Below are 21,923 nucleotides of genomic sequence, written 5' to 3'. Positions count from 1 at the left end.
CCGAGCCGGCCGCGCCCACCGCCTGAGCGGGCGGCGCGGCCGGCCGACTCAGCGCAGGTGGCCGTCGCCGGTGACCACGTACTTGGTGCTGGTCAGCTCGGGCAGCCCCATGGGGCCGCGCGCGTGCAGCTTCTGCGTGGAGATGCCGATTTCGGCGCCGAAGCCGAACTCGCCCCCGTCGGTGAACCGGGTGGAGGCGTTCACCATCACGGCCGCCGCGTCCACCCGCGCCACGAACTCGCGGGCGGCCGGCTGGGAGTCGGTGACGATCGCCTCGGTGTGCCCGGTGCCGTGGCGCCGGATGTGCGCGACCGCCGCGTCCAGCGAGTCGACCACGGCCACCGAGATGTCGGCGGAGAGGTATTCGGTGTCGAAGTCCTCCTCGGTCGCCGGCACGACCGCGTCCGAGTAGGCGGCCGCCCGCGCGTCGCCGTGCACGGTCACCCCGGCGTCGGCGAAGGCGGCCAGCACGGCCGGCAGGAAGGCGTCCGCGACGGCGGCGTGCACCAGCAGGGACTCGGCCGTGTTGCAGGTGGACAGCCGCTGGGTCTTCGAGTTCACGGTGACCGCCACGGCCTTGGCCAGGTCGGCGGCGGCGTCCACGTAGACGTGGCAGTTGCCCACCCCGGTCTCGATCACCGGCACGGTCGACTCCTCGACCACGGTCCGGATGAGCGACGCCCCGCCGCGCGGGATCAACACGTCGACCAGGCCCCGGGCGCGCATCAGCTCCTTGACCGAGTCGCGGGTGCTGGCGTCGAGGAGCTGCACGGCGTCGGCGGGCAGGCCGGCACCGGCGACCGCGTCGCGGAGCACCGCCACCAGGGCGGCGTTGGAGTGCGCCGCCGAGGAGGAGCCGCGCAGGAGCGCCGCGTTGCCGGACTTCAGGCAGATCCCGGCCGCGTCGACGGTCACGTTGGGGCGGCCCTCGTAGATGATGCCGACCACCCCGAAGGGCACCCGGACCTGGCGCAGCTCCAGCCCGTTGGGCAGGGTCGCGCCGCGGACCACCTCGCCGACCGGGTCGGGCAGCGCGGCCATCTGCCGCAGCGCGTCGGCGATGCCGGCCACCCGGCCCTCGTCGAGGGCCAGCCGGTCCAGCACGGCCGCGCTCAGCCCGGCCTCGCGCCCGGCCGCCAGGTCCGCCGCGTTCGCGGCCAGGATCTCCGGGGTACGCGCCACCAGCGCGTCGGCCATCGCGTGCAGCGCGGCGTCCTTGACCGTACGGGTGGCGACGGCGAGCGCCTCCGCCGCGCCCCGGGCCCGGCGGGCCTGCTCCACAACGCTCATGCCAGCACTCCTCACAGCAGCACGAGGTCGTCGCGGTGGACGACCTCCCGTTCGTACGCCGGGCCGAGCGCCGCGGCGAGTTCCGAGGTGGAGCGGCCGAGCAGCCCGGGCAGCTCGATCGCGTCGTAGTTGACCAGCCCGCGGGCGACCGGTGCGCCCTCGGTGTCGACCAGGTCCACCGGGTCCCCGGCGGTGAACGCGCCGTCGACCGCGGTGATCCCGGCCGGGAGCAGGGACTTCCGCCGGCCGACCACGGCCTGCACGGCGCCCGGGTCGAGGTGCAGCCGGCCGCGCGGCGCGGTGGCGTGCGCCAGCCAGAAGAGCCGGGCGGCCGGGCGCCGGCTGCTCGGGTGGAAGAAGGTGCCGACCGGCTCGCCGGCCAGTGCCGGCGCGGCCAGCGGCGCGGCGGTGAGCACCACGGGGATGCCGAAACCGGTGGCGATCCGGGCCGCCTCGACCTTGGTGACCATGCCACCGGTGCCCACCCCGGCGCGGCCGGCGCCGCCGATGTCGACGCCCGCCAGGTCGCCCTCGCCGTGCACCTCGGTGATCCGGGTGCTGCCGGCGCGGGTCGGGTCGCCGGTCCAGAGCGCGTCCACGTCCGACAGCAGCACCAGCAGGTCGGCGTCGACCAGGGCGGCGACCAGCGCCGCGAGCCGGTCGTTGTCGCCGAAGCGGATCTCCTCGGTGGCCACCGTGTCGTTCTCGTTGACGATCGGCACGGCCCGCAGGTCGAGCAGCTTGCGCAGGGTCCGGTAGGCGTTGCGGTAGTGCGCCCGCCGGGTCACGTCGTCGACGGTGAGCAGCACCTGCCCGACAGTCAGCCGGTGCCGGGCGAAGGCCGCCGCGTACCGGCCGATGAGCAGGCCCTGCCCGACGCTGGCGGCGGCCTGCTGGGTGGCCAGGTCGCGGGGGCGCCGGGGCAGCCCGAGTGGGGCCAGGCCGGCGGCGATCGCGCCGGAGGAGACCAGCACCACCTCCCGCCCGTCGGCGGCCAGCGCGCCGAGCGTGTCGACCAGCGCGTCGACCCGGGTGTCGTCCAGGCCGCCCGCCGGGGTGGTCAGCGAGGACGAGCCGATCTTGACGACGATCCGGCGGGCCGAGGTGACTGCTTCGCGCACCGGACCATTCTGCGCGCTGCGGTCCGCCGCGCCTCGCCGCGTTCCCATATCGTGGCAGCCCGTGACACCTGACGAGTACGTCGAGGCGGTGCTGGACCTGGTCGAGCGGATCCCGCCGGGCCGGGTGATGTCGTACGGGGCGGTGGCCGACGCCCTGGCCGAGCGGTCGGGGCGGGCGTCGGCCCGGCTGGTCGGCTCGATCATGGCCCGGCACGGTGGCGGGGTGCCCTGGCACCGGGTGGTGAACTCGGCCGGCCGGCTGCCACCGGGCCACGAGATGGAGGCGCGGGCCCGGCTGCGCGCCGAGGGCTGCCCGCTGCGCCCCGCCGGGGTCGACATGGCGGCGGCCTCCTGGTCGCCCGACGAGGGGATGTGACCGCCGACATAACGTGAGTAGCATTCGGCTCCATGACGGAAACGGGCGGGAGCCTGCCTCGCCGGGTGCACGCCGGATACGCGCTGGGCTCGCTGGTCACCGGCGCGTTCGGGACGGTACCCGGCCTGCTCCTGCTGCCGTACCTCACCGACACGCTGGGCGTCGCGGCCGGGGTGGCCGCCCTGCTGGTGCTCCTGCCGAAGGCGTGGGACGTGCTGGTCAACCCGGTCGCCGGGCGGATCTCCGACCGGACCCGGTCCCGCTGGGGCGCCCGCCGGCCCTGGCTGCTCGGCGGCGGGCTGGCGCTGGCCGTGCTCTTCGCCGCCATCTTCGCGGCGCCGTTCGGTGCCGGCCCGGCCGCCGGGACGTACGTGGCCGTGGCGTTCCTGGCCACCGCGACGGCGTTCGCCTTCTTCCAGGTGCCCTACGTGGCCATGCCGGCCGAGCTGACCGCCGACCCGGCGGAGCGTACCCGGCTCATGAGCTGGCGGATCGCGGTGCTGGCGCTGGCCATCCTGGTCTCCGGCGCGGTGGCCCCGGCCGTGGTGACCGCCGGCGGCGACGGCGTGCCCGGGCACCGCTGGATGGGCCTGTTCGTGGCGGCGCTCATCGTGGCCGGCACGGTCGGCGTCTTCCTCGGCACCCGCTCGGCCCCGACCGGCACGGTGGGGGAGAGCGAGCCCAGCCTCCGCGCCCAGCTCGCGGTCGCCGGCCGGAACCGGCCGTTCCGGATGCTGCTGGTCTGCTTCGTGATCCAGTCCGCCGGAGTCGCCACCGTGCTGGCCGGGGTGAAGTACTTCGCCGACCAGGTGCTCCGCGCCCCGGACAGCGGGCCGACCCTGCTCTTCGCCTGCTTCGTCGGCCCGGCTCTGCTGGTCATGCCGCTGTGGACCCGCGCCGGCGCCCGGCTGGGCAAGCGCGCCGCGCTGGTCGCCGCGTCGCTGCTCTTCGCGGCCGGCGCGCTGGCCCTGGTCGCCGCCCCCGCCCTCCCCGCCGCCGGGGTCTACGCCGTGGTCGCCCTGATCGGCGTCGGCTACGCCGGCCAGCAGGTCTTCGCGCTCGCCATGCTGCCGGACTGCATCGCCTACGACACCGCGCGCACCGGCCGCCGGCAGGCCGGCGTGTTCACCGGGTTGTGGACCGCCGGGGAGACCTTCGGCCTGGCCCTCGGCCCCGGCATCTACGGCCTGGTGCTCCAGCTCTCCGGGTACGTCTCCTCGTCCACCGGGGTCGCGGCGGACCAGTCGGCGACCGCCCGGCTCGGCGTGCTGCTCGGCTTCACCGTCCTGCCGGCCCTGCTGGTCGCCGCCCCGGTGGTGCTGCTGCGCGGCTACACCCTGACCCCGGCCCAGCTGGCCGCCGCGCCCGCACCCGGCGGGATCGCGCCCGCGTCGCGGGCCTGAGGCACGCGGGTCCGTCCGCACGGCCGGACCGTCACGAGAGGAACAACCCGAGCACCATGACCGACACGGCAGGGACGGGCGCGCTGCCCGTCGAGGGGGTACCCGCGGCGCGGGTGCTCGACGAGATCCGGGCCCTGCGGGCGGCCGACCGGCCGACCCACGGCGGGCGGCTGTTCGCCTACGTCTACGACCCCGGCGTGGCCGGGCTGGACGAGCTGGCGCAGGCCGCACATGCCGAGAGTGCGCACGTCAACGGCCTGGACCCGACCGCCTTCCCGTCCCTGCTGGCCATGGAGAACGCCGTGGTCGGTGCGGCTGCCCGGCTGCTCGGCGGCGGCCCCGGCACGTCCGCGCCGGACGTGGTCGGCAGCGTCACCAGCGGTGGCACCGAGTCGCTGATCCTGGCCGTCAAGGCGGCCCGGGACGCCCGGCCCGACCTGGCCGAGCCGCGCATCGTGGTGCCGGTCAGCGGGCACGCCGCCTTCGCCAAGGCGGCCCACTACCTGCGGGTGGCCCTCGACCCGGTGCCCGTGGACCCGGGGACCCTGCGCCCGGCCGCCGCCGACGTGGCCGCCGCGATCCGGCCGGAGACGGTGCTGGTGGTCGCCTCCGCCCCGTCGTACGCGCACGGCGTGGTCGACCCGGTGGCGGAGATCGCGGCCGTGGCCGCGGCGGCCGGGGTGCGCTGCCACGTGGACGCCTGCTTCGGCGGCTGGACGCTGCCCTGGCTGCGCCGGCTCGGCGCGCCGGTGCCCCCGTTCGACTTCGCCGTGCCCGGTGTCACCTCGATCTCGGTCGACCTGCACAAGTACGCGTACGCCCCGAAGGGGGTGTCGGTGCTGCTGCACCGGGATCCGGGGCTGCGGTCGCCGCAGTTCTTCGCGTACGCGGACTGGCCCGGCTACACGATGGTCAACCCGGTGATCGCCTCGACCCGGTCGGGCGGGCCGATCGCCGCCGCGTACGCCACCCTGCGGCACCTCGGCGAGGACGGCTACCTGCGGCTGGCCGCGCTGACCCGGGACGCGGTCGCCGGGCTGGCCGGCGCGGTCCGCGCGGTCGACGGGCTGCGGCTGCTGGCCGAGCCGGAGTCGACAGTGGTCTGCTTCACCTCCGACGACCCGGGGCTGGACCTGTTCGTGCTGGTGGACGAGCTGACCGCGCGGGGCTGGCACACCCAGCCGCAGCTCGCGTACGCCGACCTGCCGGCCAGCGTGCACCTCACGGTGACCGCGGCCGTGGCCCCGCGGGTGGCCGAGTTCGGTCCGGCGCTGGCCGAGGCGGTGGCGGCCGCCCGGGCGGCCGGACCCGTCGTGCTCCCACCGGAACTGCTGGCGCTCGCCGGCAGCCTCACCCCGGAGTCGCTCACCCCCGACCTGATCGCCGGGCTCGCCGCCGGCCTGGGGCTCGGCGCCGGGCCGGCGGACCGGATGGCGGCCGTGAACACCCTGCTCGACGCGGCCCCGGTCCGGCTGCGGGAGCGGCTGCTCGTGGAGTTCGTCGGGCTGCTCCAGCGCCCGGCCTGGTGAGGCGGGTCGAGCCGTTCGGCGGGCAGGTTCGGCGTTTCGGTGCCAGAGCGACGCATGGCCTGCTGGCTACCATCCGGATACATCGATGACACGGGGAGTATCCGAATGACAACTGCCTCGCCACCACGCGCGCGCCGGGCCCTGGCCGTGCTCGCCGCCGGCACGCTGCTGGTTCTCGCGCCCGGCGCACCCGCCACCGCCGAACCGTCCGGTCCGGACCGGTCCGCCGACGTCTCCGTCCTCGACCCGGGGTGGACGCCCGACCCGGTCGCCGAGGGTGTGCCGCGCCCGCCGTCCCGCGACGTCAAGAAGGTCAAGGAGGAGCAGCGGCGGGAGCGGTCGGCCGGCGCGACCGCCGCCGACCTCGCCGGGTACGCCCGCGACGGGCACCTGCCCAGGAGCCTGCCGGTCGCGGCCCAACCCACCAACGCCCAGCCCGCCCCACTGGTGGACCCCGGCCTGCACGACGCCCAGGGCGTCCGGATGTTCAGCTTCCTCGGCAAGGTCTGGGACCACCCCGTCGCGCAGGCGCAGTGGGGCCTGAGCAACCTGGCCGCCTACCGGATCAACCGGGACCAGCGGTTCCTCGACCGGGCGATCGCGAACGCCCAGCGGAACGTGGACCGCCGGGTCGAGTCCCGGGGGGCCTGGTTCTACCCCTACGACTTCGACCTCACCCGGTGCGCCGGCCGGCCGGTGCTGCGTGCGCCCTGGTACAGCGGGATGGCGCAGGGGCAGTTGCTCAGCCTCTTCGTCGGCCTCGCCGAACTCACCGGGGACGCGAAATGGCGGACGGCGGCGGACAACACGTTCCTGAGCCTGACCCTGCCCGCCAGCACCACGGCGCCCTGGGCCAGTTGGGTGGACCCCAACGGGTTCCTCTGGCTGGAGGAGTACCCGGTGACCGCCGGCACCACCGGCGAGCGGGTCCTCAACGGGCACATCTTCGCCCTGTACGGCGTCTACGACTACTGGCGTCTCACCGCCGACGACCGGGCCGTGGCCCTCTTCGACGGGGCGGCCAGCACCGTCCGGCGCTACGTGCCGACCCACTTCCGGGTGACCCGGTGGGCCAGCAACTACTCGATGGGTTGCGCCCAGCCGCACCTCAAGTACCACCAGATCCACACGGCCCAGAACCTGAAGCTCTACGAGATGACCTGGTCGGCCACCTTCGCCACGTACGCCTACCTGCTCCGCTCGGACTACCCGGCGCCAGCCGTGAGCGGCACCATCTCGTTCTCGGCCGGCACGCACGTCGGCTACAAGTTCTCCAGCAGCGGGGCGATCACCGGTCAGAAGACCCTGAAGCTGACCCGGGCCTCCGGCGCCCTCACCAACCTGCGCACCCGGGTCCTGGGCCGCGGCATCTACTACCAGATCACGAACGGCGGCCTCGCCGGCTACCTCGTGCCCGAGGCGTACGGGCAGCGCATCCTGCTCGGCAAGGCCGTCGAGCACCGATACCAGCCCACCCGGACGCTGTCGTTCCAGCCCGGCACCTACACCGGCTACGCGTACGACAGCAAGGGCACCGTCACCGGCTCCAAGAAGCTCACCTTCTCGGCGGCGTCCATCGCGCCGCTCGGGGCGACCGCCTGGGTGAACGGCCGGCTCAGCTACCAGGTCACCGCCGGGGCGTACCTCGGCTACTGGCTGCCCCACACCACCGGGCTCGCCTTCACCTGACCTGACGACCGAGCGAGGCCCGTCCGCAGAGCAGCGGACGGGCCTCGTCCGGTCCTGTGGTCAGTCGACCGCGGTGACCGTGAACGACGCGGTGTTGTCGGCCGGGTCGGCGTCGGAGACCAGGTTCCCGTCCCACTGGGTGGCGAGTTGGAAGGTGGCGCCGCCGAGTTCACCCGGGACCGTGCCCGGTTCGGCCCGGAGCAGCACGTCGAAGCTCCGCTCCTCGCCGGCCATGAGCCGCCCGCCCGGGACAACGAAGTTGGTGAAGAAGCTCGGCAGGTCCTGGGGGTCGGTGCCCCAGATCTGCACGCCCGGCGGCAGCGTGGTCGCGTCGACGAAGAGGAGGTCGTGTGCGGCGTCACCGGCCCACCGGACGGTCACCGGCAGTCGTCCCTGGTAGCTGCCGTCCTCCTGCCGAACGAGCCTGGCCGCACCCGCCGTGCTGATTCCCGCCCGCGCCTCGGTGTCCTGGACGTAGGGCACCGGGTTGCGCAGCGAGCCCCCGGTGGACCGGAACCGCGCCGCGAAGCTTTCCGCGTCGCCGATCGCCGGATTGCCGTCCCCGACGTTGACCGACACCTCGCCACCGGTGGCGATCATCGCCACGGCCCGGGGCGTGGTGAGCGCTCGGAAGGCGACGGTGAAGGACCGGCGCTCGCCCGGCCTCAGCTCGGGACCGGGCACCATGCAGTCGACGACCCGGCGGTTGTCCCGCAGGCCCTGGAATCCGCAGGCGCTGTCCGGCGACAGGTTGCCGATCGAGCCGGCCACCGGCTCGACGATGGTGACGCTGAAGTAGGTGTCGGCCGGACCGCGGTTCGTCACGGTGATCGGCAAGCTGCCGCGGTAGCCGTGCTCGGTCGGGTCGAGCACCAGCCGGCCCACGGAGACATCGGCGTCGGGTCTGCCGCCGGCGGGCGCAGCGGCGGCGGGTGCGGCGAACGCCAGCAGCGCCGCGGCCGGGCCGAGCAGGACGGCCGCCAGTCGACGTCCGGTGCGTGTGGTCATGTGAATCCTCCCGTGATCCCCGTTGCCGCGACGGTCGTCCGCCGCGGGTGTCACTCGTAGCACGTCTCGCGGCGGGCCGGCGTTGCGATGGAGCCCTGTCGGCAGGGCGACAGCGGGGGCCACCCGTAGCGGGGCGTCTTCACCCGGTCGTCCTCAGCTCGACCTGGTTGTCCTTCCACGTCAGGTCGTTCCACCACCGCTCCTGCCGGTCGTAGTGGACGACCCGCAGCGTCGGCGGCTCGTCGACCTCGGGTGGGTCGTAGCGGAACGTGAAGGTGAAGGTCTTCCGCTTCCCGGCCGGCAGGCCGTCCAGGGCGCAGGTGCCCGGACCGTCCGAACGCACCTGCCGGCACGGGTCGAGGTCCCCGCCGACGGGTTCGCCGATCAGGTAGAGATCGGTGAAACCGAGCAGCGGCACGTCCACCGGACCCTTGTTCGTCACGGTGATGGACACCGTCGCGATGCGGTCGCCCTTCGTGTCGGGCGGCCCGACGACGAGGTCGCCGGCCGTCAGGGTGAGGTCGGTCAGGCGGGGGTCGACCCCGAATCTCGTCGGCCCCGCCGTCTGGGTGAACCGCTCGCCGGTCCAGGCGTACGTCCGCCACTGCCGCTGCGGCGACCACTGCGGGGTGCCGCAGCAGGGCTGGATGTCGGCCACGTGCGCCCGGATCTTCCCGTGGTCCTGCACCGAGAAGTCGGTGATGTCGTCCATCCCGTCGTGGGTGCCCACGACCCGGCCCATGGTGACGACCCGGCCGGACCCGTCCCGGTCGAACGCCAGCACCTGCTTCGCCGAAGCCTCGCCGTAGCGGCAGGCGACCAGGGCCACCGTCTCGGTCGCGCCGTCGCCGTCGAGGTCGCCGTAGCGGGGATCGGCCAGCAGCGTCGGCACGGAGTCCGACTGCGGCCCGGACCGGAGCCGGACGTTGTCGCTGACGCAGGTCTTCGGGGCGTACCCCGGCCAGGCCGCCAGGTCCAGTCGGGCGGCGAGCAGTTGGGACCGGGTGATCCGCCCGTCCGGCGCGGCCGGGGTGGCGCTGGCCGTGCTCGGCGTCGGCGGAGGCGGGGTCGGCGAGGTGGACGTCTTCGACGGGGCCGGGGTGGCGGTCTGCGCCGGCCCGGGCGGCGGATCGGGCCGGTGCAGGGCGGCGTTCGCGCCCACCGGGATCGCCACGGCGAGCACCACGGCCGCCGCGGTGACCACCGCGGTACGCCGGCGCCGGCGGCGGACGGTCTCCCGTACCGCGGCTGTCCCGGCCGGGTGCACCGCCGACGCGTACGACTCGCGGAACGCCGCGAACTCGCCGCTGACCAGGATGTCGTCGAGCTCAGTCATGGTGGTTCGCCTCGTTCGTGGTGGTGAGCTGGGCCGCCAGCGCGGCCCGACCTCGGTGCAGCCAGGACTTGACCGTGCCCTCCGGCACCCCCTCCTGCTCCGCGATCTGCACGACGCTGAGATCGGCCAGGTAGTGCAGCACCACGGCGCGGCGCTGGACGGTGGGCAACTGGGCCAACGCGGCGGTCAGCGCCACCCGGTCCGGGCCCGGACCCGGCACGTGCTCCTCGCGCTGCCGGTGCAGCCAGGACTGGGCCGTCCGCAGCCGCCGCCACCGGCTGGTGGCCAGATTCCAGGCGACCCGGCGTACCCAGGCCACCGGGTCGTCGTAGCGGGACACCCGCGACCAGCGGGCGAAGGCCCGGCAGAACGCCTCCTGTACCAGGTCCTGCGCCTGCGACAGGTCGCCGCAGTACGCGGCGAGCTGGAGCGTCAGGGACCGGAAATGCGCATGGTAGAGCCCGTCGAAATCGACCGCCTCGCGTCCGGCCGGGCGTCCCGGCCGCTCCGCTGTCCCGTCGGGCGGCGGCTCACCGAGCCGCGGCTCCCTCGTCACCGTCATCCGTTCCTCCCCGTGCGCGTGCCGCCGGCGCGGTCACGCCCGTCACACGCCCTGACGCGGCCGCAGGTTGCGCCGGTTGCCCTCGCGGGCGCTGTGGTTGACTGTCAACTCGGAGACAGGAGGGAGGCCCGAGGTGCAGTTGCCGGCCGTGCTCGGCGAGCCGATCCGGTTCGTGCTGAACTGGGGCCGCCGCTACTCGCTCTGGGTGTTCAACTTCGGGCTGGCCTGCTGCGCCATCGAGTTCATCGCCACCAGCATGGGCCGGCACGACTTCATGCGCCTCGGCGTGATCCCGTTCGCCCACGGCCCCCGGCAGGCCGACCTCATGGTGGTCTCCGGCACGGTCACCGACAAGATGGCCCCGGCGGTCAAGCGGCTCTACGACCAGATGCCCGAGCCGAAGTACGTGATCTCGTTCGGCGCCTGCTCGAACTGCGGCGGCCCCTACTGGGACTCCTACTCGGTGACCAAGGGCGTCGACCAGCTCATCCCCGTCGACGTCTACGTGCCCGGCTGCCCGCCCCGCCCGGAGGCGCTGCTGCACGGCATCCTCCGCCTGCAGGAGAAGATCGCCGCCGAGCAGTCCGGGGTCGGCGGCGTGCCGCGCCCGGACCGGCTCGCCCCGCCGGTCGACCCCCGGCCCGCCGAGAGCACCCCCCGGCCGGTGGAATCCCTCACCGCGCCACCGGTCCGTCCCCCGGTCGGCTGACGCCGGAGGTGGCGGTCGCGGTCTAGCCTGCGGACCATGACCCACTCCGCGGACAAGCGTTCCGCCTTCATCGTCGACGTGCTCACCGAGGAGTTCGGCGCGTCGATGGCGATCGACCCGGCGGCGTTCCGCCGCAAGTTCCGCAAGATGGCCGCCTCACCGTTCGCCTTCTACCGGGGCAGCGCCTCGCTCTTCTACGCCGACCAGCGCGGCGACTTCGCCAGCGACCGGTTCCTCGACGACCGGACCAGCCGGGTGTGGATCCACGGCGACCTGCACGCCGAGAACTTCGGCACCTACATGAACGCCTCCGGGCAGCTCGTGTTCAACGTCAACGACTTCGACGAGGCGTACGTCGGGCCGTTCTCCTGGGACCTGAAGCGCTTCGCCGCCAGCGTGGCCCTGCTCGGCTACGCCAAGGCGCTCTCCGACCGGGTGATCGGCGAGCTGGTGGCCGGCTTCGCCCGGTCGTACCTGGCCGAGCTGCGGGCCATCGCGGCCGGCGGGGACGACGCGATCGGCTCGATCACGTTGGAGAACGCCGACGGCGTGCTGCGCCGGGTGCTCCAGCAGGCCCGGCTGAACACCCGGGTCGACCTGCTCGCCACGCAGACCACCATCGACAACTACGAGCGCCGGTTCTCCCTGGGCGACGGGGTCTACGAGATCGACGCCGCGACCCGGGAGCAGGTCTGCGCCGCGTTCCAGGACTACCTGGGCACCCTGCCGACGGCCACCGCCCGGCTCCGCCCGCTCGCCGCGAACATCAAGGACGTCGTGCTGCGCAAGGGCGTGGGCATCGGCTCCGCGGGGCTGCCCTCCTACAACCTCCTGCTGGAGGGGCACACCCAGGCGCTGGAGAACGACGTCGTCATCTACATGAAGCAGGCGCAGGTGCCGGCGGTGGCGCGGCACATCGACGACGAGCGGGTCCGCTCGTACTTCCGGCACCAGGGGCACCGGACCGCCGAGTCGCAGCGGGCGCTGCAGGCGCACGCCGACCCGTGGCTGGGCTTCACCGAGCTGGACGGCGCCGGCCAGCTCGTCGCCGAGGTCTCCCCGTACGCGGCCGACCTCGACTGGGCCGACGTCAACGAGCCCGAGGAGCTCGCCGGGGTGCTCACCGACCTGGGCCGGGCGGTGGCGCGGATGCACTCGGTGGCCGACGACGAATCCAGCCACGACCTGGTGGACTACTCCACCGAGGAGTCGATCGTCGCGGTGGTGGACGGCGACCCGCAGAGCTTCGTCGACTACCTCATCGACTTCGCGCACACCTACGGCATCCGGGCCCGCGAGGACCACCAGCTCTTCGTGGACCTGTTCCGCAACGGCCGGCTTCCCGGCATCTGAGGGTCCGGGGCGCCCGAGCCCGCGCTCCGGCGCCCCGCCTCACTGCTCGAAGTCGAGCACCACCTTGATGTCCGCGCCGGTGGAGGCGTACGCGTCGGCGTACGAGGAGACCGGCACCCGGCGGGTGATCAGCGAGTTGAGCCAGGCCTGGTCGGCGCGGGCGAGCGCCTCCGCCGCCAGCTCCCAGTGCCGCCGGTTGGCGTTCACCGAGCCGAAGACCACGTTGTTCTCCAGCACCAGCTCGCGGTTGAGCGCCCCGGCGTCGAAGTCGATGGTCCGGCCGCCGCTGGACACCCCGGTGAGGCAGACGATGCCGTTGGTCCCGGCCTTGGTCATCGCGTCCATGACCACGATCGGGGCGCCGGTGCACTCCACCACCACGTCCGGCGTGAAGTCCAGCTCCGCCACCGTCGAGGTGTGGTACGTCGCGCCGAGGGCGGCGACCAGCTCGGGCTTCGGCCCGGTCTTGTTCCGGTCCAGCACGTGCACCGACAGCCCGCGCTGAATGCCCAGCAGCGCGGCCAGCAGCCCGATCGGCCCGGCCCCGGTGACCAGCACGCTCTGCGGCTGCCACACGGCCCGGCTGCCGATCCGCTCGATGTGGTCCCACGCCTTGGCCACCACGCTGGTCGGCTCCAGCAGCATCCCGACCGGCGCGAGCGCCGGGTCCAGGCCGACGGCGAACCTCGGCTGCACCCGCCAGCGGTCCCGGGCGAAGCCGGGCAGCCCCTTGATCCCGTGCTCGGTGTACCGGCCGTTGCGGCACATGTCCCACTCGCCGACGGCGCAGTTCGGGCAGGGCACCGGGTCGGGGTGCCGGACGATCCCGGCCACCAGGTCGCCGGGCTGGAGCGTCCCCGACGGGTCCTCCAGCACCCGGCCGAGCGACTCGTGCCCGAGCACCAGCCGTTCCTGGCCGGGCGGGGCCTCGCCGTAGTCGCCCGCGATGATCTCCTGGTCGGTGCCGCAGATGCCGACCGCGACGGCCTGGACCAGGATGGCGCCCTCCTCCGCGGCGGGCTCGGGCCAGTCCTCGTCGAGGCGCAGCGAGTCGGCAACTCCGGGAGACACAGTGACGGCGCGCACGACGTTCATCCTTCCCCGCCGGAGGCTCCCGTGCCCGGCAAAGCGGCGGATCCGGGCCGGGGGAGCGTGGACGGCCCGACACGGCTTCCGGCCGGCGGCCCTAGGATCAGCGGCATGACTCCGGAAGAGGTCGGCCGGCGGATTGTCGCGCTGCTCGCGCCCGTCGAGGCCACCACCACGGTCTCCGGCGGTCAGGGGCACGCCCGCGCCACCGTCGACGTACCCGTGGCGAGCTGGCGCGACGCGGTGCGCGCGGCGCGCGACGACGCCGAGCTGGCCTGCGACTTCTTCGACTGGCTGTCGGCGGTGGACGAGCTGGCCGACGGCTTCGACGTGGTGGCCCACCTCTGGTCGGTTCGGCTCCGGCACGGGCTGCTGCTGCGCACCCGGGTGCCCCGGGAGACGCCGGTCGTGGCGTCCGTGGTCGACGTCTTCCCCGGCGCGGCCTGGCACGAGCGCGAGACCCACGAGATGTTCGGCATCGGCTTCGAGGGGCACGGCGAGCTGCGGCCGCTGCTGCTGCCGCCGGAGTTCGAGGGCCACCCGCTGCGCAAGGAGTTCGTGCTCGCCTCCCGGGCCGCCAAGCCGTGGCCGGGCGCCAAGGAGCCCGGCGAGTCGGAGGCGGGCGGCGGCCGGCGGCCGATCCGGCCCCCGGGCGTGCCGGCACCGGGGGAGTGGGGGACGACGCCCACGCCGGCCGGCGCGGCCGGGGTGGGCGAGGGCCCCCGCGGGGGTACGCCGGCCCGCCCCGCCCGGGAACGTCCCGCGCGTCCCGCCCCGGGCGAGCGGCCCACCCGTCCGGCCCGGCCGCGGCCGGCCGCCGACGCCGAGGAGGGGGAGGGCTGATGCCGGCCTGGTTGGAGCTGGTCCTCCGGGTGGTGGGCGTGCTGGTCGCGTTCCTCACCCTGCCGCTGATCGTGGGCCAGGCCGAGCACAAGGTGATGGCCCACATGCAGGGCCGGCTCGGCCCGATGTACGCGGGCGGCTTCCACGGCTGGGCCCAGCTCGTCGCCGACGGCATCAAGTTCGTGCAGAAGGAGGACGTCACGCCGCGCGAGGCGGACCGGCCCGTGTTCCGGCTGGCCCCGGCCGTCTCCCTGGTGCCCTACCTGCTCGCGCTGCTGGTCATCCCGCTCGGCCCCGGCGACCTGGTCGGGCAGCCGCTGGACATCGGCCTGTTCTTCGTGCTGGCCGTGGTCGGCATCGGGGTGCTGGCGGTCCTCATGTCGGCCTGGGCCTCGGCCAACAAGTACAGCCTGCTCGGCGGGCTGCGCGGGGCGGCCCAGCTGCTCGGCTACGAGCTGCCGCTGGTGCTGGCCGCCGCCTCGGTGGCCATGGCGGCCGGCACGCTCAGCCTGCCCGGCATCGTCGAGGCCTGGCGGCCCTGGTGGCTGCTCTGGCAGGCGCCGGCCATGGTGATCTTCTTCGTGGCCGGGCTGGCCGAGATCCGGCGGCCCCCGTTCGACATGCCGGTGGCCGACTCCGAGCTGGTCTTCGGCTACATGACCGAGTACACGGGCCTGCGCTTCGCGTTCTTCCTGCTCGCCGAGTACGTCGGCATCGTGGTGATCGCCGCGCTGACCACCGTGCTCTTCCTCGGCGGCTGGCAGGGCCCGTTCGCCGACGCCCAGCTCGGCTGGCTCTGGACCCTGCTCAAGGTGTTCGCCGTCGCGTTCGTGATCATCTGGCTCCGGGTGAGCTATCCGCGGCTGCGCGAGGACCAGCTCCAGCGCCTGTGCTGGCTCGTGCTCGTGCCGCTGGCCCTGGCCCAGCTGGTGCTGACCGCCGCCGTCCGCCTGGCCCTGTGAGGGCCGGGTCTTCCCGCGCCCTCAGTCGACGTCGCGCAGCGGGGTGTGGGCCGGGTCGACCCGCTCGGCCGGCGGCGCTGGCTGCGGGGGCGTGCCGTCGCCGAACGGGCGGCCGCCGAGCTGCTCCCGCCCGTGCGGGGTGAGCCAGTTCGCGAGGTCCGGGCCGAGCGGCACCACACCGGTCGGGTTGATGTCCCGGTGCACCTCGTAGTAGTGCCGCTTGATGTGGTCGAAGTCGACCGTGTCGCCGAACCCCGGGGTCTGGAACAGGTCCCGCGCGTACGCCCAGAGCACCGGCATCTCGGTCAGCTTCTGCCGGTTGCACTTGAAGTGGCCGTGGTAGACCGGGTCGAAGCGGACCAGCGTGGTGAACAGCCGCACGTCCGCCTCGGTGATCGTGTCGCCGACCAGGTAGCGCTGCCCGGTCAGCCGCTCGGTCAGCCAGTCCAGCCGGTCGAAGAGCCGGTGGTACGACCGCTCGTACGCCTCCTGGCTGCCGGCGAAGCCGCACCGGTAGACGCCGTTGTTGACGTCTGCGAAGACCACCGCGTTGACCTCGTCGATCTCGCCGCGCAGCCGCTCCGGGTAGAGCTCCGGCGCCCCCGGGCGGTGGTGGGCGGTCCACTGCGTCGACAGGTCGAGGCTCATCTGCGCGTAGTCGTTCGTGACCACCTGCCCGGTCGGCACGTCCACCATCGCGGGCACCGTGATGCCCCGCTCGTAGCCGGGGAAGCGCGCGAAGTAGGCGTCGGCCAGCCGCTCGATGCCGAGCACCGGGTCCCGGCCGCCCGGGTCGAGGTCGAAGGTCCAGCTCCGCTTGTCGTGGGTGGGCCCGGCCACCGCCATCGAGATGGCGTCCTCCAGCCCGAGCAGCCGCCGGACGATGATCAGCCGGTTCGCCCACGGGCAGGCCCGGCTGACCGCCAGCCGGTAGCGGCCCGGCTCCACCGGCCAGTCGCTCGACCCGTCCGCCGTGATCCGGGTGGCGATGTACCGCTGGTCCCGGGTGAACTCGCCGCCCGGCTCGACGTACTTGCCGCCGGTCCGGTCGAGGATCTCGTCGCCCTTGCCGCCCACGCCGCCTCCCGAGGATGTCGCCGTCCGGTTCCCATCATGGTCGCTCCGCCGGCTTCCGGCAGGCCGAGTCGGGACGCCCGCGGCTAGGCTGCCGCGATGACCGATGTGGAGGCGGCGGCCCGGCGCTTCATCGCCGACGTGTGGAACGCCGGCCGCGAGGAGAGCGCGTACGACCTGATCGCCGAGGACTGCCCGGGGCTGGGCGGCACCGGCCCGGAGGCCACCCTGGCCTGGCACCGCGACCGGCGGGCGTCCTTCCCCGACCTGCGCTACAAGGTCGTCGAGGTGGTGGCCGCCGGCAACCGGGTGGCGGTGCACTGGCGGGCCGCCGGCACCCAGGCGGGGCAGTTCGGCCCGGTGCCGCCGACCGGCCGGGTGGTCAGCTACTCGGGGGCGAGCTTCCTGCGCTTCGACGAGACGGGCCGGATCGTCGACGTGTGGAGCGTCAACGAGCTGTTCCAGGTCCTCCAGCAACTCGGCGTCGAGATGCTCCCACCGCTCCCGGGCGCCGGCGCCTGACCGGCCCGGCGGTCCGCCCGCGGGAGATCCGCCGGGTGGTGGTCGCGCGCGCCGGGGGCACAGGGCAGGATGGGCGGCATGAGCGAGCGCAGCGGCGTGCCCGGCGAGGGGTTGGTGAAGGGCCTGGCGGTCACGCTGAAGACGATGACCCGCCGCTCGACCACGCAGCAGTACCCGGACGTGGCCCCCGAGCTGCCGCCCCGCTCCCGCGGCGTGATCGCGCTGCTGGAGGAGAACTGCACGGTCTGCATGCTGTGCGCCCGCGAGTGCCCGGACTGGTGCATCTACATCGACTCGCACAAGGAGGAGGTGGCGGTCCCCGGCGCCGCCCGTCCCCGCCAGCGCAACGTGCTCGACAAGTTCGACATCGACTTCTCGCTCTGCATGTACTGCGGCATCTGCATCGAGGTCTGCCCGTTCGACGCCCTCTACTGGTCGCCCGAGTTCGAATACGCCGAGTACGACATCAAGGACCTCCTGCACGACAAGGACCACCTCGGCGAGTGGATGGCCACCGTCCCGCCGCCGCCGGCCCACGACCCGCAGGGCGATCCCTCGAAGGAGGAGACCACCGCCGCCCGCAAGGCCGCGGCGCCCGCCGCGCGTCCGGTCCCGGCCCGCCCGCAGCCCGACGCCGAGCAGGGCGGGGGCACGCCGTCATGACGGGTGCCGACGTGCTGCTGCTCGCCCTCGGCGCGGTGGCGGTGGGCGCGGGCGCGCTGGTGGTGGGCACCCGGCACCTGGTCCGGGCCGGGCTCTGGCTGGTGGTCTGCCTGGGCGCGCTGGCCGGCGACTACCTGGTGCTGAGCGCCGAGCTGGTGGCCTGGGTGCAGGTGCTCATCTACGTCGGCGCGGTCGTGGTGCTGCTGCTGTTCGCGGTGATGCTGACCCGGGCCCCGATCGGCCCCTCCGACGACCTCGACCGGCCGGGCTGGCCGGCCGCGCTGATCGGCGCCGGCAGCGGGCTGGGGCTGGCCGTGCTGCTGGTCGACGCGTTCCGCTGGTCCCGGGTGGACCTGCCCGCCGCGGGCACCGCCGAGCGCCTCGGCGAGCAGGTGTTCCGCTCCTGGGTGCTGCCCTTCGAGGTGCTCTCGGTGCTGCTGCTCGCCGCCCTGGTCGGTGCCGTCGTGCTGTCCCGTCCCGACATCGGCCGCCCGGGCGGGACCCCGCCCGGCGGCCCGGCCGGGGCGGTCGAGCCGCCCCGCCCGGTCGTCGCCGCCGACGAGGGCGGGCGCGCGTGAGGCCCGTCATCCCGTACGTCACCGCCGCGCTGCTGTTCGGCCTCGGCGTCTACGGCGTGCTGCGCCGCCGCAACGCCGTCCTCGTGCTGATGGCCGTCGAGCTGATGCTCAACGCGGTCAACCTGATCCTGGTCACGGCCGACACCACGGTCCGGGCCGCCCTGCCGCACTCCGGCCAGGTCTTCGCGCTCTTCGTGATCGTGCTCGCCGCCGCCGAGATCGGCGTGGGGCTGGCCATCGTGCTCCAGCTCTACCGGCTGCGGGCCAGCGTCACCGTGGACGACGTGCCGCTGACCGAAGCGCCCGCCGGGGTCGCCGCCGACCGGGGCGAGGGGGAGAAGTGACCGGACTGCTCGCGGTGGCGCTGCCCGGCGTACCCCTGGTCGCCGGCCTGCTCGGGCTGCTGCTTCCGCCGTCGCCGCGCGGGGCGGCCACCGGGGAGGGCCCGGCCCGTCGGGCGGCCATCGCGCTCGGCGTGGCCGGCGCGGCGCTCGCGCTGCTGGCGGCCGTGGCGCTGCTGTTCCGGGTGGACGGGCCGGTCGAGGCCGCCACCGACTGGGTCGACCTGGGTGGGCTCCGGGTCACCCTCGGGTGGCGGCTGGACGGGGTCGCCGTGCTGGTCGCCGTCGCGGTGGCCGCGGTGGCCCTGGCCGTGCAGGTCTACTCGATCGGCTACCTCAAGCGCGGCCCGCACGACGACGTCGAGGTGGACCACCGCTACCCGCCCTACGCCGCCCAGATCAGCCTGTTCACCGCCGCGATGCTGACCGTGGTGGTCTCCGGCGACCTGATCCTGCTGCTGGTCGGCTGGGAGGTGATGGGCATCTGCTCCTACCTGCTCATCGCCCACGACCGGCGGCTGCCCGAGGCGCCCGCCGCCGCCGTGAAGGCGTTCCTGGTCACCCGGGTGGGTGACGTCGGCTTCCTGCTCGGCATCGCGCTGCTCGGCGTGGGCGCCGGCAGCTTCCGGATCGCCGACGTGCTCGCCCACGACTACTCCTCCGGCACGCTCACGGCGGCCTGCCTGCTGCTGCTCGCCGGGGTGGCCGGCAAGAGCGCGCAGTTCCCGCTGCACACCTGGCTGCCCGACGCGATGGCCGGCCCCACCCCGATCTCCGCGCTGATCCACGCGGCCACCATGGTCGCCGCCGGGGTCTACGCGGTGGCCCGGCTCTTCCCGCTCTTCGCGCAGGCCCCGGCCGCCCTGGCCGTGCTCGGGGTGATGGCGGCGGTCACCCTGCTGCTCGGCGCGTTCGCGGCCACCGCACAGGACGACATCAAGCGCGTGCTCGCCTGGTCGACGGTCTCCCAGATCGGCTACATGACCGGCGCGCTCGCCGTGGGCGCCCCCGCGGCGGCCCTGTTCCACCTGCTCACCCACGCCGCCTTCAAGGCGCTGCTGTTCCTCGCGGCCGGCGTGGTCATCCACGCCGTCGGCACCACGCTGATGTCCCGGATGGGCGGCCTGCGCGCCGCCATGCCGGTCACCTTCTGGTGCATGCTGATCGGCCTCGGCGCGCTGGCCGGCGTGCCGCCGCTGTCCGGCTTCTGGAGCAAGGACGGTGTGCTCGCCGCCGCGCAGGCCGCCGCCCTGGACGGCACCGGCCCGGCCCCGGCCTGGGTGGGCTGGCTGGTCTGGCTGGCCGGGCTGGTCGGCGTCGCCGTCACCGCCTGGTACGCGACCCGCCTGCTGCTGCGCACCTTCCTCGGCGCGACCCGGACCCCGCTGGCCCACCCGCACGACCCGCCCGCGGTGCTGCGCTGGCCGGTGGTGCTGCTCGCGATCCCCGCCGCGCTGCTCGGCCTGGCCGCCTTCGCGCCGTGGTTCGCCGACCGGCTGCGGGTGCCCGCCGACGCCTCCGACGAGGCCGTCGAGCTGGTCCACCTCGCGCCGAACCTGGTCCTGCCGTTCCTGCTCCTGCTGGTGGGTGCGGGCGTCGCCTGGGCCGGCTGGCGCCGCGACCCGGCCGCCGACCCGGCGCGCTTCCCGGGTCCGCTGCGGCCGGTCTTCGCCCGGGCGTTCCGGCTCGACGACGTCCAGCACGCCCTCGTCGTACGCCCGACGACCGCCCTGGCCCGGGTCGTACGGACCGGGGACGAGCTGGGCGTGGACGGCCTCGTGGAGGGCAGCGGCCGGGGCGCGGTCGAGCTGGGCGGCGGCCTGGCCGCGCTGCACCGGGCCGCGCTGCCCCGCGCGGCGGCCGGGGTGCTGGCCGGCGCGCTGCTGATCGGCCTCGCGGTCGCCCTGATCGGAGTGACCTCATGACGTTCGGGCAGTTCCTGCTGGTGGCGGTCCTCGCGGTGCCCGCGCTGGGCGCGGTCGCGGCCGCCGCCGTCCCGGGTGACCGGGCCGGCCGGCTGGTCGGCACGGCCGCCGCCGCGCTGACCCTGCTCGCCACCCTGCCGCTGGTCGGTGGCGACCACGGCTGGTTCGGCTACGGTCCCCGGCCGGCCGTGCAGCCCTGGCACCAGCTCGACGTGTCCTGGGTGCCCGGCCTCGACCTGCGCTTCCACCTCGGGGTGGACGGCATCTCCTGGCCGCTCGTCGTGCTCACCGCGCTGCTCACCCTGCTCTGCTGCGGCTACACGCTCTGGCGGGTGCCCGCCGGCGGTGGCAGCGGGCGGGCGCTCGTGGCCCTGCTGCTGGTGGTCGAGGTGGGCATCCTCGGCACCTTCCTCGCCCTCGACCTGGTGCTGTTCTTCCTGTTCTTCGAGGTCGTCCTGCTGCCCATGTACGCGATCATCGCCGGCTGGGGCGGTGACGACCGGCGCCGGGCGGCCCGCAAGTTCGCCCTCTACACGCTCTTCGGCTCGGTCCTGCTGCTGGTCGGCGTCTACGTGGTGGTCGCCGCCGCCGGCACCGCCGATTTGGTGACGCTGACCGGCGGCACGGGGCTGTCCCGGGGCGCCCAGCTCGCCGCGTTCACGCTGCTGGCGCTGGCCTTCGCGGTGAAGAGCCCGCTCTGGCCGCTGCACTCCTGGCTGCCCGACGCGCACACCCAGGCCCCCACCGTGGGCAGCGTGATCCTGGCCGGGGTGCTGCTCAAGATGGGCACGTACGGCCTGATCCGGGTGGCGGTCGGGGTGGCTCCCGAGGGCGCCCGCTGGGCCGCGCCGGTCCTCGGGGTGCTCGCCGTCGCGGCGATCGGAGTCGGCGGCCTGGTCTGCCTCGCCCAGACCGAGCTGAAGCGGCTGATCGCCTACTCCAGCGTGGGGCACATGGGTTTCGTGCTGCTCGGGGTCGCCACGCTGACCGCCACCGGCCTCCAGGCCGCACTGATCGGCAACATCGCGCACGGCGTCATCACCGGGTTGCTGTTCTTCCTGGCCGGGGCCATCAAGGACCGCACCCGCACCGGGTCGCTCGCCGAGCTGTCCGGGCTGCGGGAGACCGCACCCCGGCTGGCGGGGCTGCTCGGCTTCGCGGCGGTCGCCTCGCTCGGCCTGCCCGGGCTGGCCGGCTTCTGGGGCGAGGCGTTCGCCGTGGTGGCCGCCCTGCGAAGGGGCGGCGGGCTGTGGACCACCCTCGCGGTGCTGGCCGCGCTGGGTGGGGCGCTGACCGCCGCGTACTTCCTGCGGCTGCTCCGCCGGGTCACCCACGGGCGGCCCAGCCCGGCGGTGGCTTCGCTCGCGCCGGGCCTGGCCGGGGCGGAGCTGACCGCCTGGGCGCCGCTGGTGCTGCTCGCCCTCGCCGTCGGCCTGGCCCCGGCACTGGTCCTGTCCTATTCCTCTGGGCCGGTGGGTGCCCTTGTGGGAGTGGTCACCAGGTGAGCGCGAGGAGTGCAGCGCAGCGGAGCCCCGCAGTCGCGAACGAAG

General features: G+C 74.5%; 20 protein-coding genes and 1 pseudogene. 14 read left to right on the top strand and 7 right to left on the bottom strand.

Annotated elements, in window-relative coordinates:
* Nucleotides 1-48 precede the first annotated feature (48 nt).
* The gene (locus tag GA0070214_RS14195; protein WP_091262880.1) at nucleotides 49-1,290 is read right to left on the bottom strand and encodes a glutamate-5-semialdehyde dehydrogenase; all 1,242 of its coding nucleotides are present in this window, start codon (nucleotides 1,288-1,290) and stop codon (nucleotides 49-51) included.
* A gap of 11 nt (nucleotides 1,291-1,301) precedes the next feature.
* On the bottom strand, nucleotides 1,302-2,459 hold the full coding sequence (gene proB / locus GA0070214_RS14190; RefSeq protein WP_091262878.1) for a glutamate 5-kinase: 1,158 nt from the start codon (nucleotides 2,457-2,459) through the stop codon (nucleotides 1,302-1,304).
* Between the two features lie 13 nt (nucleotides 2,460-2,472).
* Between proB and GA0070214_RS14185 the strand changes: the two genes are divergently transcribed.
* The 4 genes from GA0070214_RS14185 to GA0070214_RS14170 all read left to right on the top strand — a co-directional run bounded on the left by GA0070214_RS14185 (nucleotide 2,473) and on the right by GA0070214_RS14170 (nucleotide 7,408).
* A complete protein-coding gene (locus GA0070214_RS14185) occupies nucleotides 2,473-2,787 on the top strand; it encodes an MGMT family protein (protein ID WP_091262876.1) in 315 nt (104 codons plus the stop codon).
* Nucleotides 2,788-2,819: 32 nt separating this feature from the next.
* Nucleotides 2,820-4,190 carry an MFS transporter gene (locus GA0070214_RS14180; RefSeq protein WP_091262874.1) on the top strand — a complete coding sequence of 457 codons (1,371 nt, stop codon included), beginning with the start codon at nucleotides 2,820-2,822 and terminating at the stop codon, nucleotides 4,188-4,190.
* A gap of 56 nt (nucleotides 4,191-4,246) precedes the next feature.
* Nucleotides 4,247-5,719: a pyridoxal phosphate-dependent decarboxylase family protein gene (locus tag GA0070214_RS14175; RefSeq protein ID WP_091262873.1), complete on the top strand. Its 1,473-nt coding sequence runs from the start codon at nucleotides 4,247-4,249 to the stop codon at nucleotides 5,717-5,719.
* Between the two features lie 105 nt (nucleotides 5,720-5,824).
* Nucleotides 5,825-7,408, top strand: coding sequence for a D-glucuronyl C5-epimerase family protein (locus GA0070214_RS14170; RefSeq protein ID WP_139141856.1), 1,584 nt, complete (start codon nucleotides 5,825-5,827; stop codon nucleotides 7,406-7,408).
* A gap of 60 nt (nucleotides 7,409-7,468) precedes the next feature.
* Here GA0070214_RS14170 and GA0070214_RS14165 read toward each other — a convergent pair whose 3' ends face one another.
* The 3 genes from GA0070214_RS14165 to GA0070214_RS14155 form a co-directional block, all read right to left on the bottom strand.
* Entirely contained in the window at nucleotides 7,469-8,416 is a 948-nt protein-coding gene (locus GA0070214_RS14165; RefSeq protein WP_091262869.1) for a hypothetical protein, read from the bottom strand.
* Between the two features lie 139 nt (nucleotides 8,417-8,555).
* Nucleotides 8,556-9,752, bottom strand: coding sequence for a hypothetical protein (locus GA0070214_RS14160; RefSeq protein ID WP_091262867.1), 1,197 nt, complete (start codon nucleotides 9,750-9,752; stop codon nucleotides 8,556-8,558).
* Nucleotides 9,745-10,314: a SigE family RNA polymerase sigma factor gene (locus GA0070214_RS14155; RefSeq protein WP_091262866.1), complete on the bottom strand. Its 570-nt coding sequence runs from the start codon at nucleotides 10,312-10,314 to the stop codon at nucleotides 9,745-9,747. Before GA0070214_RS14155 ends, GA0070214_RS14160 begins: the two co-directional genes overlap by 8 nt.
* A 133-nt stretch (nucleotides 10,315-10,447) precedes the next feature.
* Here GA0070214_RS14155 and GA0070214_RS14150 point away from each other — a divergent pair, with 133 nt between their 5' ends.
* Nucleotides 10,448-11,023 carry an NADH-quinone oxidoreductase subunit B gene (locus GA0070214_RS14150; RefSeq protein WP_091262864.1) on the top strand — a complete coding sequence of 192 codons (576 nt, stop codon included), beginning with the start codon at nucleotides 10,448-10,450 and terminating at the stop codon, nucleotides 11,021-11,023.
* 36 nt (nucleotides 11,024-11,059) lie between these two features.
* Entirely contained in the window at nucleotides 11,060-12,376 is a 1,317-nt protein-coding gene (locus GA0070214_RS14145) for a DUF2252 domain-containing protein (RefSeq protein ID WP_091262862.1), read from the top strand.
* Nucleotides 12,377-12,415: 39 nt separating this feature from the next.
* Here the strand turns inward: GA0070214_RS14145 and GA0070214_RS14140 are convergent, their stop codons facing one another.
* On the bottom strand, nucleotides 12,416-13,462 hold the full coding sequence (locus tag GA0070214_RS14140; RefSeq protein ID WP_208602755.1) for a glucose 1-dehydrogenase: 1,047 nt from the start codon (nucleotides 13,460-13,462) through the stop codon (nucleotides 12,416-12,418).
* 114 nt (nucleotides 13,463-13,576) lie between these two features.
* On the opposite strand from GA0070214_RS14140, the pseudogene GA0070214_RS14135 reads away from it, so the two are divergent.
* Nucleotides 13,577-14,173, top strand: a pseudogene (locus GA0070214_RS14135) (NADH-quinone oxidoreductase subunit C); the annotation flags it as partial.
* Between the two features lie 134 nt (nucleotides 14,174-14,307).
* Complete coding sequence (nuoH, locus tag GA0070214_RS14130; RefSeq protein WP_091262859.1) at nucleotides 14,308-15,270, top strand: NADH-quinone oxidoreductase subunit NuoH; 963 nt, start codon at nucleotides 14,308-14,310, stop codon at nucleotides 15,268-15,270.
* Nucleotides 15,271-15,291: 21 nt separating this feature from the next.
* Here nuoH and GA0070214_RS14125 read toward each other — a convergent pair whose 3' ends face one another.
* Entirely contained in the window at nucleotides 15,292-16,347 is a 1,056-nt protein-coding gene (locus GA0070214_RS14125; RefSeq protein ID WP_091262857.1) for a glutathione S-transferase family protein, read from the bottom strand.
* 96 nt (nucleotides 16,348-16,443) lie between these two features.
* On the opposite strand from GA0070214_RS14125, the gene GA0070214_RS14120 reads away from it, so the two are divergent.
* The 6 genes from GA0070214_RS14120 to GA0070214_RS14095 all read left to right on the top strand — a co-directional run bounded on the left by GA0070214_RS14120 (nucleotide 16,444) and on the right by GA0070214_RS14095 (nucleotide 21,878).
* Nucleotides 16,444-16,866 carry an ester cyclase gene (locus GA0070214_RS14120; RefSeq protein WP_091262855.1) on the top strand — a complete coding sequence of 141 codons (423 nt, stop codon included), beginning with the start codon at nucleotides 16,444-16,446 and terminating at the stop codon, nucleotides 16,864-16,866.
* A gap of 78 nt (nucleotides 16,867-16,944) precedes the next feature.
* Nucleotides 16,945-17,529: a NuoI/complex I 23 kDa subunit family protein gene (locus GA0070214_RS14115; RefSeq protein ID WP_377463210.1), complete on the top strand. Its 585-nt coding sequence runs from the start codon at nucleotides 16,945-16,947 to the stop codon at nucleotides 17,527-17,529.
* On the top strand, nucleotides 17,526-18,107 hold the full coding sequence (locus GA0070214_RS14110; RefSeq protein WP_244167699.1) for an NADH-quinone oxidoreductase subunit J family protein: 582 nt from the start codon (nucleotides 17,526-17,528) through the stop codon (nucleotides 18,105-18,107). The genes GA0070214_RS14115 and GA0070214_RS14110 overlap by 4 nt, the downstream gene beginning before the upstream one ends.
* Nucleotides 18,104-18,451 carry an NADH-quinone oxidoreductase subunit NuoK gene (nuoK, locus tag GA0070214_RS14105; protein WP_091262852.1) on the top strand — a complete coding sequence of 116 codons (348 nt, stop codon included), beginning with the start codon at nucleotides 18,104-18,106 and terminating at the stop codon, nucleotides 18,449-18,451. The genes GA0070214_RS14110 and nuoK overlap by 4 nt, the downstream gene beginning before the upstream one ends.
* On the top strand, nucleotides 18,448-20,373 hold the full coding sequence (locus GA0070214_RS14100) for an NADH-quinone oxidoreductase subunit 5 family protein (RefSeq protein ID WP_091262850.1): 1,926 nt from the start codon (nucleotides 18,448-18,450) through the stop codon (nucleotides 20,371-20,373). Before nuoK ends, GA0070214_RS14100 begins: the two co-directional genes overlap by 4 nt.
* The gene (locus tag GA0070214_RS14095; protein ID WP_091262848.1) at nucleotides 20,370-21,878 is read left to right on the top strand and encodes a complex I subunit 4 family protein; all 1,509 of its coding nucleotides are present in this window, start codon (nucleotides 20,370-20,372) and stop codon (nucleotides 21,876-21,878) included. Before GA0070214_RS14100 ends, GA0070214_RS14095 begins: the two co-directional genes overlap by 4 nt.
* The last annotated feature ends 45 nt before the right edge of the window (nucleotides 21,879-21,923 follow it).

Source organism: Micromonospora chaiyaphumensis (assembly GCF_900091435.1).
Classification (GTDB): domain Bacteria; phylum Actinomycetota; class Actinomycetes; order Mycobacteriales; family Micromonosporaceae; genus Micromonospora; species Micromonospora chaiyaphumensis.
This window is presented reverse-complemented; position numbering and strand designations above follow the sequence as displayed.